The organism is Enterococcus sp. DIV1411a (assembly GCF_050531945.1).
Classification (GTDB): Bacteria; Bacillota; Bacilli; order Lactobacillales; family Enterococcaceae; genus Enterococcus_B; species Enterococcus_B faecium.
The window spans coordinates 126,178-138,893 of the sequence record NZ_CP172892.1 but is presented as its reverse complement, the minus strand read 5'-3'; the positions used below and the strand labels follow the sequence as shown (position 1 = coordinate 138,893).

Genomic DNA, 12,716 nt, shown 5'->3' with positions numbered 1-12,716 from the left:
CCTCCTTATTTTTTCATCATTAGCTTGAGTGCTTGGCGTAGATACTCATCCGTTGTCTGATTATCGACTTCTTTTAATTGTTTTTCTACACGTTTGATTTCTCGATCACTGTAACCAAGAGCCGAGAGAGCTTCCATTGCTTCAGATAGAGCTGTAGCGTCTTTTGTGTTTGCTTCATCAAATAGACTAAAAGGTGTATCGATACTCAGCTCACCGAATTTTCCTTTTAGATCCAAGATCATTTGTTGTGCTGTCTTCTTCCCTACTCCTGGAAATTTCGTCAAATAAGTGACATCACTGGATTCTACTGCTTGAATCAAACCGGAGTGGTCTTCGCTTGCCATGATTGCAAGGGCACTTTTCGGACCGATTCCTGAAACACTTACTAATCGCAAAAACAGTTGCTTTTCTTCTAGCGAATCAAATCCATACAGAAGATGCGCATCTTCACGTATCACCTGATGGACATAAATTTTTATTTTTTGATTTAGTTTGCTACTGTAGCGGTAAGGATTTCCTAGTGCGATTTGGTAGCCGATACTATTGGTTTCTACTACTATGTAATAGGGGTTGATAAAGGTAACCACACCTGTCAGATATTCATACATATTCTAGTCCTCTTTCTTTTGCACACATACGTTCCCTTTATTGTAGCACATTTCACCTTGTGAAAAAAGGAGTCTGGGGAGCGTTTCTTTCAAATAGCAATCGCTTGAATAAAAAAAGAGCGGACGATCGAGTAAATCCCCGTATTGTACCGCTCTTTGTGTATTTCCATTATTCTACAAGTGATTTGAATTCCCCATAACCTAATTCATCCATCTTTTCATATGGAATGAATTTCAGTGAGGCAGAATTGATGCAGTAACGTAGACCACCTTGACCTACTGGTCCATCGGTAAACACATGTCCGAGATGAGAATCTGCTTCTTTGCTTCGAACTTCTATTCGATGCATGCCATGAGAAAAATCGGCTTTTTCGCGCACTTGTCTTTTCGTTATTGGTTTGCTGAATGATGGCCAGCCACAACCTGCATCATATTTTTCTGCAGAGCTGAATAACGGTTCACCGCTGACGATATCTACATAGATCCCCTTTTCGTAAAAATCATCATATTTCCCGCTAAATGGTCGTTCTGTTGCATTTTCTTGTGTGACTGCATAAGCCATGGGTGATAACTTTTCTTTCAGTTCTTCTTTTTCTGGTCTTATTGGTTTATCCATTAAAAATGCCCCCTTTGTGATCCTATCATAGCGCCAAAGTGGACAGATGCCAACAATTTGCTTTCTTTTGAACTATTTACACTTTTCGGCGTCGGGCAAACTCAACGAAACGGAATTTATCTAATCGGTGAACCGACTCAGAATACTCGAAACAGCGGGTATCTTCCAGATGAACGAGGCTTCTGACTACTACTGCATAAGTGTCATCGTGAAGATCCATCGCTGTTTTCATGATTTCCGTTACTTCTTCTACTGTGATCTCCTTTTGCGCGTAAGCAATCGTCAAAGAAAGCTCATTTTCAAAATATTCATAGATCGATCCTTGTGCTTGTGCTGGAGTTAAAATAGGAACGATTTCCTTTAATAGATAATCGGTGTCTAATATAACTACTTCGCCATTGATTTTTCTTTCGCGTATCAAATGCCAAACAGGCGCACCGATCTCCCAGCCAGTGATCTCGTTCAATGCTTTTGTCACTTCTGTTTCTTCTAACGTATGGATGATCGTTTCACTTGGAATACGTTGGGTCTCCTGTAGCTCTTTATAGCTAGTCAATCCAGAAATAGGAAAGTCGAAGCGATTCCGATCCAGTACGATCGAACCTTTTCCTTGTTTTTTTTGAATATAACCTTCCGTAGTCAAAAGATTCAGCGCTTTTCTAATTGTTTCTCGTGAAACACCATAAATTTTGATCAATTGGTTCTCACTGGGTAAAAGCGAATGCGGAGGATATTCTTTCGCTAAAATTTTCTGTTCCAAATCTAAAAAAATTTCATTGAACTTATTCATGTTTTTTCCCTCACTCGTTCTTCCATCATTTCTTCACTATACTACAGCTCTTTTTGTATTTCAATGTTCCTATTTTTAAGAAAAGCTTATTTCCTGAATAATTCATACTTTGACTTCAAACCGTCTGAAACTGCCTAACAGCAGTCTTCATTTACTTTTTCATTTTCACCTGTTAAGTGATGCAAAAAGAACCCCATTCTGATATGGTAAAGGTGTCGAAACCAACCATAAGAAAGGAGTTCTTCTCATGACTAGCTTACACAAAAACCAGGTAAAATTCAATTCAAATTTGACTATTTCACATACAGGTGGTCGCTTATCGAGTGATTCGGGTTTGGTCTTAGTTAAAGAGGTGATGAATACCTTCGACTTTTCACACGTAGCTAAACAGTGGCTCCATATTAAAGACAAACGTGTTTACTTCACACATGATAACTTAGCGATATTAGAACAACTCATTATGCAGTTAATTGCTGGGTACTCGGCAGACTCATCAGCTAATCTATTAAGACAGGATCCAGTCTTTCAAGCTGTACTCGGTAAAAAAGAGTTGGCCTCACAATCGTCAATCTCACGGTTTTTAGATCGTTTCACCGAGGAGAACATGGATCAACTCCAAGCATTAAATCAGTCGCTGATTGATAAAGCGCGTTTGATTCGCAATGACACCGAGTTAATCATTGATGTCGATTCCACACATTTGGATACCTTTGGACGCCAAGAACAAACAGATTATAATGCCCATTATCAAACCTACGGCTATCACCCATTAGTTGCATTTGACGGATTGACCGGAGATTTCCTAAAAGCTGAACTGCGTTCAGGCAATCAGTACACGTCTAAAGGGGTAAAAGCCTTTATCGACCCGCTGTTACACCACTACAAGAGCACGTTACCTCATACCGAGATATTGGTTCGGGGTGACAGCGGCTTCGCCACACCAGAGGTGTATGAATCTTGTGAAGCAACTGAAAGCCAGTACGTTATCCGATTAAAGAGCAATCGGAGGTTAAGTCAGTTAGCTGAACACTCTGTTCTTTATGGGGATAATAAAAAATGGGAAGACCGAGAAATACAGTATTTTTCACTCCCTTATCAAGCACAATCCTGGTCAAAACCCCGTCGCGTTTGTATTCGATCAATCCGTGAAGCAGGAGAGCTTCTTTTTCACCACGCATTCATTGTGACGAATCTATCCGATAATGTCTCGCCTGAAGTCATATTCTCTCTTTACGGCAAGCGTGGAACAATGGAAAATTTCATCAAAGAAGCGAAATCAGGCTTTTATTTTGACAAAACAGATAGTCCGCGTTTCCTGGAAAATCATGTCAGAATGATGATCAGTGTCCTGGCTTACAACCTCGTCAATTTTTTAAAGACCATTGGATTTGAACAAGTGAATCGGGGGATGACGATTCATTCTATACGATTGACATTGCTTAAAGTTGCCGGAAAACTCGTTAAAACAGGTAGACAAGTCTATCTCAAACTGTCGAGTTATCATGTGTATCAAACTGAATTTTATAAGGTTTTTGAACGCCTACGGCGATCTAGGCAATGGATTTAGGCTAGTTATCGTAAAAATTTTTAACCTATTTTTCCAAGGGGTCAGTCTGCCCTTAAATAGACAAATAATTTTTATTATAGCCTTCTTCCGTATATATCCTGTTCGAAAACACATTATTTTGGAAGAATGTATCTGCCTAATTTAAATGTAGGCACTTTGTTCAAAAAAATAGCTTAAATTTAGAGCTATGAATTATTCAGGTATTTTAAGCTTTTTAAAACGATATCATTTTCTCTCGTACTTTTTAATAAAACGCTTGCAATTCTCTCCGAAAAAAAGTATAGTAAATGAAGAAACAACTTGCATAGACAAGTTAAGAGAAAGGGGTTTATTGATATGGCAAAATATCAAGCAGATGCCGAGAAGCTGTTACATGATATCGGCGGAAAAGAAAATATTGCTGCAGTTAGTCATTGTGCGACTCGTATGCGTTTTGTCCTGAATGATCCAGGAAAAGCGGACGAAAAAGCGATCGAAGATATACCTAGCGTAAAAGGGATGTTCACGAATGCAGGACAGTTCCAAGTCATCATAGGAAACGATGTTTCTACTTTTTATAACGACTTCGTTGCAGTATCTGGAGTTGAAGGGGTTTCCAAAGAACAAGGAAAAGCAGCTGCAAAACAAAACCTTCATCCCGTTCAACGTGCTATTGCCGTTTTAGCAGAAATCTTTACACCACTGATTCCTGCAATCATTGTCGGTGGATTGATCCTTGGATTCAGAAATGTACTTGAAGGTATCCAGTTTGAAAGTCTTGGTGGAACAATCGTTGAACACTCAAAGTTTTGGAATGGTGTCAATGCCTTTTTGTGGTTACCGGGTGAAGCAATTTTCCATTTTCTTCCAGTAGGTATCACTTGGAGTATTGCAAAAAAGATGGGTACTACACAAATATTAGGAATCGTTTTAGGAATTACGTTAGTTTCTCCGCAATTATTAAATGCTTATAGTGTAGCTTCCACAGCCGCAGCAGATATTCCATTTTGGGATTTTGGTTTTGCTCAAGTCCAGATGATTGGTTATCAAGCGCAAGTTATTCCAGCCATGCTGGCAGGGTTTATGTTAGCGTATCTAGAAATCTTCTTCCGCAAGTATATCCCTCAGTCGATCTCGATGATTTTTGTTCCATTGTTTTCATTGTTACCAACTGTTTTAGCTGCACACGTTATTTTAGGTCCTATCGGCTGGACAGTCGGAAGCTGGATCTCAAATATCGTAAATACTGGATTGACGTCTTCTATCAGCTGGTTGTTTAGTGCCGTATTCGGATTCCTGTATGCTCCTTTAGTGATTACTGGTCTCCACCATATGACCAATGCCATCGATATGCAGCTGATTGCAGATTTCGGATCAACGAATTTATGGCCGATGATTGCTTTATCAAATATCGCCCAAGGCTCTGCAGTCTTAGCCATCATCTTCTTACATCGTGGGAATAAAAAAGAAGAACAAATCTCGATTCCAGCAATGATTTCTTGTTACTTAGGCGTAACTGAACCTGCTATGTTCGGAATCAATTTGAAATACGTCTATCCTTTCGTCGCTGCAATGGTCGGCTCTGGATTAGCTGGCATGTTTGCTAACTTGATGGGTGTTCGAGCTAACGCGATCGGAGTAGGTGGTTTGCCAGGAATACTAGCTATCCAAGCAGAAACATGGGTACCTTTCATCATCGCAATGATCATTGCTGTCATCATTCCATTTGGTTTGACGATCATCTTTAGACGTCAGGGAATTTTGAATAAGATTGATCCTGCTGTTCCTGAAAATGCTGCTGATGTACAACTTCAAACAGCAAATGGCGCAACAGCAACGCCACAGTCTTTCGAACCTGTTTCAGCAACTGGTACGGCAGTTGCAACAAAAGAACCATTATTCGCAGTCGCTGCAGGGACCATCAAAGAAATAACGGAAGTAAATGACCCAGTTTTCTCACAAAAAATGATGGGTGACGGTTATGCTGTCGAACCGTCAAACGGCAAAGTCTATGCACCAGTAAACGGTAAAGTGACGAGTGTCTTTGAAACAAAACATGCCATTGGTATTCTTTCTAATGAGGGGCTGGAAGTACTTGTTCACATGGGATTAGATACTGTTGAACTAAAGGGTGTTCCTTTCAATGTATTCGTGAAAGAAGGAGACCTTGTCACACCAGAGACCCTGATTGCTGAAATGGATTTGCCAGAAATAGAACAAGCTGGCAAGAAAACTGACATTATTGTTGCTTTGACCAATAATGAAAAAGTTGCAGGGCTTTCTCTTGACCAATCAGGACTTGTTCGCCCGGGCGAAGCAGTCGGTAAAGCTGAAGTAAAATCTTAGTCAGAGTAGATAAGTAATCTTTTCAATAAAAAAAACGGGCTATCATGGATTTTCAATCGAAAATCAGATAGTCCGCTTTTTTGTTTAAATGAATGTTTTCAGTGCCTGATTGACAGCACCAATCGGAAATCCTACGATACTGTAATAATCTCCAGAAATTTCTTTGACGAATACACTCGCAGCATTTTGGATGCCGTATGCCCCTGCCTTATCCGCATAATCCCCCGTCTCCAAGTAGCGTTTGATCTCTTCGTCTGTCAAAGGATAAAAAGTGACATGTGCTTCTGCTAGTATCCGTTCTTCTCGTTCCTTTGTTTTTAAAACAACAGCTGTATATACAGTATGTGTTTCCCCGCTTAGTTTTTTCAGCATGAATTCAGCCTCAGCCAGATCTTCTGGTTTACCCATGATCTCTTGATTGAGAACAACAGTCGTGTCACTGGCAATCACTAAATGGTCTTCTTTTTCATCTTGTTCCCAGACAGTTCGTGCTTTTTCTTCAGCCATTCTACGAACATAATCGACGGGCTGTTCGTCTGGAAATGGCGTTTCATCGATATCAGCAGGTTCAATCTCGAATTCTGAAACGATATGAGCCAATAACTCTTTTCTTCTTGGTGATTGGGATGCTAATACAATCTTCATGTTTTCCCTCTTCTCTTTGACTTAATGCGGGTCTTGGATTCGTTTGAACATCCTTTCCATATCCGAATTGGTAAAGTGAATCAATACTGGACGGCCATGGGGACAATTGAAAGGATTTTCGCATCGTGCCAGATCCTTCAGCAGCACACGTGCTTGTGCTTCATTCAAATAATGGTTGGCTTTAATCGATCGTTTGCAACTCATCATGATTGCTGTTGCTTCACGGAATTTTTTTACACTCACACTTCCAGTTGTCAGCAGCATATCGATCATCTCCCGAATAATCGATTCTTCTTCTCCATTGGGATACCAAGTAGGATGGGCCCGTACAATAAAGCTGTTTTGACCAAATTCTTCTAAATAAATCCCTGCATCTTCTAGCAAGTGTTTTTGCTCTTTTAATTTCAAAGCATCACTGTTTGGATAGTCTAACACAAATGGAACAAGCAATTCTTGCAGATCATCAGATACTTCCCCAATTTTTTCCCGGAAATATTCATACTTAATGCGCTCTTGGGCAGCATGCTGATCGATGATGTACAATCCGTCGCTACTTTGGGCAAAAAGATACGTTCCGTGCATCTGTCCAAAATATTCCAATTGAGGAAAACGTTGAACTGGTTTTTCCGTTTCTAGTTTCTTGATCGCTTGTTCTAATGTTTTGTCGTTTCCTTGAGTGAAATCAAATTCAGGGTGGAGTGTCAATTCTTCCTCGTAAATCTTTTCATCCTCTTCTACGGATTTATCTGCTTGTTCTTCATTTGTTTTCTCCATGTTATCCACAATGGGAAATTCTTTCTTTTCAGATTTTTCCACTGTTTTTTCTACAAAGTTATCAACATTTTCACCAAGCTTATCCACCGTTTTCGCTGTTTTTTCTGGATAACTGGTGTTTTCTTCAGAAAAACCAGAAAAGTTTTCAACATTTTCCACAGACTTATCAACAATCCTGTCAACAAATGTGTTCTTTGGTTCTTCTACAAAAAAGGTTCCTGTCTCTCGGTCAAAATTCAAACTACTTGGCTTTTTAGGTTTTTCTTCTTCAAAAGCGTAGGACAAATCGATTTCGATTTGTTCTGTTTTAGGCTGATCGGGTACTTTTTTCTTAAACCGTAGATTATCCGCTGCACTTGGAATCAGATTTTCTTGAGACAATGCTTTTTGAATGGCGTTACTAATTAGCTCTGTTAGTTCTTTTTCCTTCGACAGCCGGACTTCCTGCTTCGTAGGATGAACATTTACATCTACTAAAAGCGGGTCCATTTTGATTTCCAATACAGCAATAGGGAAACGACCGACCATTAATTTTGACCCATAACCTGCAACGATTGCTTTATTCAAGGAAAAGTTCTTGATAAAACGTCCATTGATGATCGTCGATAAGTAATTCCTACTGGCACGAGTCACCTCAGGCAATGAAACATAGCCAAATAACTCAAAATCTAGATCTTTTCCTTCGATTTTCAGCATTTTTTTTGCGGTAGATAATCCGTAGATTCCCGCAATTGTTTGTTTCAGATCGCCATTTCCAGCAGTTGCCAGCATTTTGTTTCCATCATGTACTAAACGAAAAGCAATCGATGGATGACTCAATGCCAGTCGATTGACGATGTCCCCGATGTTCGCTAATTCTGTGTGCAGTGTTTTCACGTATTTCAAGCGGGCTGGCGTATTGAAAAACAGATTGCTGACGGTAATCTTCGTTCCTTGACGCAGTGGTGCTGGTCGATGCTCAATAACTTCTCCGCCTTTCAGCGACAGATAGGTGCCTTGTTTTTCTTCCTGATTTGCCGTTTCCAGAGTCATTTCAGAAACCGAGGCAATACTTGGCAAAGCTTCCCCGCGAAATCCAAGCGTTCGTATGCGGAAAAGATCGTCGCGATTATGGATCTTACTTGTCGCATGCCGCTTGAAGGCATTCTCTACGTCGTCTGCCAAAATGCCTTCTCCGTTATCAATCACTTGGATCGTCCGCAGTCCCGCTTCTTCAACTAAGATATCAATCTGAGTACTGCCGGCGTCAATTGCATTTTCCACTAATTCTTTCACAACGGAAGCTGGTCGCTCCACTACTTCTCCCGCAGCGATCTGATTAGCTAAACGTTCAGATAATTCTTGGATTTTGGCCATCGATATCCGCCTTCTTCCTACAGTTGTTTTTGTAATTCATATAATGTGTTTAGTGCATCCATTGGCGTCATTTCTAGTAAATTTATTTGCTTCAGTGATTCAATGACTTCTGTTTCATTTTCGGATAATTCACTGAATAAAGAAAGCTGTTGGTTTTCTTCTTTTACACGGTCTTGTATATGGTCTTGATTTACTTTTTCTGCAGGTGGTTTTATTTGCTCCTGTTTGGCTGTTTTAGTTTTCTCTTCTACTTCAGCTGGAACAGTATGGTGTCCGTTATCACCATTTTCTAGCGTATGCAGGATATCTGCTGCTCGTTCTAGTAGATTGGAAGGCAATCCTGCGATCTTTGCCACATGTATGCCATAGCTTTTATCCGCAGGTCCATCCATCATTTTATGCAAGAAGACAACTTCTCCGTCTTTTTCAACGGCTCCAACATGGACATTTTTAAGCTGCGGAAGTTCTTTCTCAAGTACCGTCAGTTCATGATAATGGGTAGAAAAGAGTGTTTTTGCTTGTACATGACGATGGATATACTCGATGATTGCTTGGGCCAATGCCATTCCGTCATATGTTGCTGTTCCTCGCCCGAGTTCGTCAAACAAAATCAAACTGTTTGGCGTAGCATAACGCAGGGCTTGATTGGCTTCCATCATTTCTACCATAAAAGTACTTTGTCCAGCGATTAAGTCGTCACTTGCACCGATTCGGGTAAAAATCCAATCAAAAATAGGTAAAACTGCTTGTTTTGCCGGAACGAAACAGCCCATTTGCGCCATCAGAACAGTTAATGCCAACTGTCGCATATACGTACTTTTACCAGACATATTCGGTCCTGTAATCAGCAAGATCATTTCGTCTTCTGCCATTTCTACGCTGTTAGGGATATATTCCTGATGTCCTAATACTTTTTCTACTACAGGATGTCGTCCGTCTTTGATCAGAAGCTGATGCTTGTCACTGACAAGTTCTGGCCGAACATACTGATAGCGTTCGCTGATCGTTGCAAAACTTTGTAGCACATCTGCTGCGCTGATTGCTTTTGCAAGTACTTGTAGCGGCTGGATAGCCTTTTTGACTTCTTCTCTCACAGCTAAAAACAACTGATATTCTAAATCAACAGATTTTTCTTCTGCTTCGAGGATTTGTGTCTCCAATTCTTTTAGTTCTGGTGTGATGAAACGCTCTGCATTTGCTAAAGTTTGTTTTCGTTCATACTTCTCCAGTTCTGCATTTCCAAGATTTGCTTTTGTAATTTCTATATAATAACCGAAAACGCGGTTAAATCCGATTTTTAAGTTCTTGATTCCTGTTTCTTGACGCTCTTTTGCTTCAAGTTCTGCCAACCATTTCTTTCCGTTTCTCATAGCAGAACGGTACATATCGAGCTGCTCATTGAATCCATCTTTGATGATGTTTCCTTCCGTTATTTGTAACGGCGGATCATCTTGGATAGCTTGGTCGATCAATTGGACGAGATGGTCCATCGGCTGCATTTCTGAAAGCAGACTTTGCCATTGACCTTGATCGATTCCTTCAATCAACCCTCTGATCATTGGCACTTGTTCTAAAGAAGTTTTCAGCTGGATCAAGTCTCGCCCATTGACATTACCGAAAGCTACTCGACCTGCTAGGCGTTCCAGATCATAGACTTTCGTTAATGCTGACTGCAAATCGATACGTTCAAAATAGCTGTCTAGCAAAGAAGCGACCATTTCTTGTCTTGCTTTAATTTGTTTTGCCTGGATAAGCGGACGGTCTAGCCATTGTTTTAGTAAACGGCCACCCATTGCTGTTTTTGTTTCATCTAACAACCATAGAAGAGTGCCGTGCTTTTTCCCAGTCCGAATAGATTGGCTTAATTCTAGGTTGAATTTTGAATAATAATCCATTTTCAAAAAATGATCTGGTTGGTATTCTACTGCTTTTTGGATATGAGCTAAACTCCGCTTTTGTGTCACCGATAAATAAGTCAATAGTTTGCCGGTTGCTTCTTTTTCCAGCGGATCGACTAGTTCGCTTGTCAAAAAGCTAAATTCCGCGTTTTCTTCCATCTCATTTTGTTGAGAAAAGACTAGCCCTAAACGCCCGCTTAGCTGTTCACGAAGGGTATCAGTGATCTCACTGCCTAATACGAGTTCTTTTGTCTGCAATGCAGAGGCTTCATTTAAAACAGCTTCTTCATCATGCAACCGAGCCGTCTTCAATTCTCCCGTACTTAAATCGGCATAAGCAAAGCCAAATTCATTTCCTTGACTAACTACAGCTGTTAAAAAATTGTTGTCTTTTGCCGACAATCCTTTGCTGTCCATGACTGTACCAGGAGTGACTAGCTGGATCACTTCGCGCTTGACCATCCCTTTAGTCGTCTTTGGATCTTCTACCTGCTCGCAAATCGCTACTTTATAGCCTTTTTCAATCAAGGCATCGATATATCCTTGTGCTGCATGGTGAGGTACACCGCACATAGGAATAGGTTCTTCTGCATTTCGATTTCTGCTCGTCAACGTTAATTCCAAAAGCTGTGACGCTTTGATCGCATCTTCGTAAAATAGTTCATAAAAGTCTCCTAAACGATAGAACAAAAAAGCATCTTGGTATTGGGCCTTGATGCTTAGATATTGTTCCATCATAGGAGTATTTTTAGTTTTTTGAGGCATGTTTTTCCTCCTCTATTTGTCCATTGATTTCTTCTTGTATCATAGTTGTTAAATGATGAAGCAGATCATCTGCTTCCAACAGCTGTTTTCTATAAGCTACAACAAGCGGATGCTGATCAAATTCTTGCATGAATTGATCCGCTTGTTTGATTGCTTCTTGTTCTGCTGCTGGTTTGTCATAGTGGGCAAAATGAACAGCATCTTTTTGCGCTTGTTTGATTTTTTCTCTCAACTCAGCTAAATACTGGTTTTGCTGGATCTTTTCTTCAAGTTCTTTGTAGCGAATGATCGTTTCATTCTCTCTTAAAAGTTTTGTCAGTTTCCTTACTTCTTTTTGAATTTCCGGCTCCTGCTGCAAAAAACTGCCTCTCTTTCTACTCCATGAACGGTCGATCATCGTTGATCTGAATCAGCTGGATCTCTTTTGCATGGCCTGTCGTATCATCCAATTCCAAGATACAGCCGCTTAAAATCGCTCGGCCTTGTTCCACAACTTCAAAACGTTTTGGTAATGCGGTCAGAAACTTTTCGATTACAGGTTCTCTGCGCATACCCAAAATACCATCATAGGGACCTGTCATCCCAACGTCTGTCAGATACGCTGTTCCTCTTGGCAAAATTCGCGCATCATTTGTCTGAACGTGTGTATGTGTACCGACCACTGCTGAAACTTTCCCATCTAAAAACCAGCCCATTGCTTGTTTTTCACTTGTTGTTTCTCCATGAAAATCTACAAAAATGATCGGCGTACGTTTTCTGGCTTCTTCTACCAGCTTATTCATTTTACGAAAAGGATCATCCAAGTCCACCATAAAAGAACGAGCCTGCATGTTGATCACTGCCAGTTCGACTTGGTTCACTTTGACAAAGACCATCCCTTGTCCAGGCGTCCCTTCCGGAAAATTTGCCGGACGAACCATCTTTTTAGCTTCATTTACAAACTCAAAGATTCCGCGGTTGTCCCACGTATGATTCCCCATCGTCACGACATCTACGCCGTCTTGCAAAAATTTTTTATAGATTTTTTCTGTGATTCCACGTCCAGAAGCGGCATTCTCACCATTTACAATCGTTACTTGCGGACGGTACTTCTTCTTCAATCTAGGAAGATATTCAGTAATCATCTCTCGTCCCATTGAACCTACTACATCACCAATAAACAATACCCGCACACTAAATTCCTCTTCTCTTTTAACATCACTCTATATTATAGTTGTTTTCAATAAGAAAGAAAAGGTCAAACAAAAGGAACTCTTTCCTGGTATTTCTTAGTTTTGAAAAATAAAATAAAAAAATGGGACTATGACAAACATCTTGTCACAGTCCCATTTCCCGAATAAACGTTGTTTCATCTACTTCTTCAGAAATAAGC

At 40.3% G+C, this 12,716-nt stretch carries 10 protein-coding genes; 2 read left to right on the top strand and 8 right to left on the bottom strand.

The features are described from left to right. Positions 1-5 precede the first annotated feature (5 nt). The 3 genes from ruvA to treR form a co-directional block, all read right to left on the bottom strand. The gene (ruvA, locus tag IGJ87_RS00710) at positions 6-608 is read right to left on the bottom strand and encodes a Holliday junction branch migration protein RuvA (RefSeq protein ID WP_002317062.1); all 603 of its coding nucleotides are present in this window, start codon (positions 606-608) and stop codon (positions 6-8) included. A 169-nt stretch (positions 609-777) separates the two neighbouring features. Further along, complete coding sequence (gene msrB, locus IGJ87_RS00705) at positions 778-1,224, bottom strand: peptide-methionine (R)-S-oxide reductase MsrB (protein ID WP_002317061.1); 447 nt, start codon at positions 1,222-1,224, stop codon at positions 778-780. Positions 1,225-1,300: 76 nt separating this feature from the next. Next, positions 1,301-2,014: a trehalose operon repressor gene (gene treR / locus IGJ87_RS00700; protein WP_002294254.1), complete on the bottom strand. Its 714-nt coding sequence runs from the start codon at positions 2,012-2,014 to the stop codon at positions 1,301-1,303. Positions 2,015-2,261: 247 nt separating this feature from the next. On the opposite strand from treR, the gene IGJ87_RS00695 reads away from it, so the two are divergent. Beyond that, positions 2,262-3,581, top strand: coding sequence for an IS1380 family transposase (locus IGJ87_RS00695; RefSeq protein WP_002292716.1), 1,320 nt, complete (start codon positions 2,262-2,264; stop codon positions 3,579-3,581). A gap of 336 nt (positions 3,582-3,917) precedes the next feature. Further along, positions 3,918-5,906: a PTS system trehalose-specific EIIBC component gene (treP, locus tag IGJ87_RS00690; RefSeq protein ID WP_002317060.1), complete on the top strand. Its 1,989-nt coding sequence runs from the start codon at positions 3,918-3,920 to the stop codon at positions 5,904-5,906. Positions 5,907-5,990: 84 nt separating this feature from the next. Here treP and IGJ87_RS00685 read toward each other — a convergent pair whose 3' ends face one another. Genes IGJ87_RS00685 through IGJ87_RS00665 form a run of 5 tightly spaced genes read right to left on the bottom strand, consistent with a single transcriptional unit; the run spans position 5,991 to position 12,516 of the window. Continuing rightward, positions 5,991-6,551: a Maf family protein gene (locus tag IGJ87_RS00685; RefSeq protein ID WP_002294256.1), complete on the bottom strand. Its 561-nt coding sequence runs from the start codon at positions 6,549-6,551 to the stop codon at positions 5,991-5,993. A 21-nt stretch (positions 6,552-6,572) separates the two neighbouring features. Further along, complete coding sequence (gene mutL / locus IGJ87_RS00680) at positions 6,573-8,681, bottom strand: DNA mismatch repair endonuclease MutL (protein ID WP_002325936.1); 2,109 nt, start codon at positions 8,679-8,681, stop codon at positions 6,573-6,575. 17 nt (positions 8,682-8,698) lie between these two features. Beyond that, positions 8,699-11,344, bottom strand: coding sequence for a DNA mismatch repair protein MutS (gene mutS, locus IGJ87_RS00675; protein ID WP_071243159.1), 2,646 nt, complete (start codon positions 11,342-11,344; stop codon positions 8,699-8,701). Next, positions 11,328-11,741: a YlbF family regulator gene (locus IGJ87_RS00670; RefSeq protein WP_002297923.1), complete on the bottom strand. Its 414-nt coding sequence runs from the start codon at positions 11,739-11,741 to the stop codon at positions 11,328-11,330. Before IGJ87_RS00670 ends, mutS begins: the two co-directional genes overlap by 17 nt. Next, positions 11,719-12,516, bottom strand: a complete 798-nt coding sequence (locus tag IGJ87_RS00665) for a TIGR00282 family metallophosphoesterase (protein WP_002327547.1) — start codon at positions 12,514-12,516, stop codon at positions 11,719-11,721. The genes IGJ87_RS00670 and IGJ87_RS00665 overlap by 23 nt, the downstream gene beginning before the upstream one ends. Positions 12,517-12,716 lie beyond the last annotated feature (200 nt).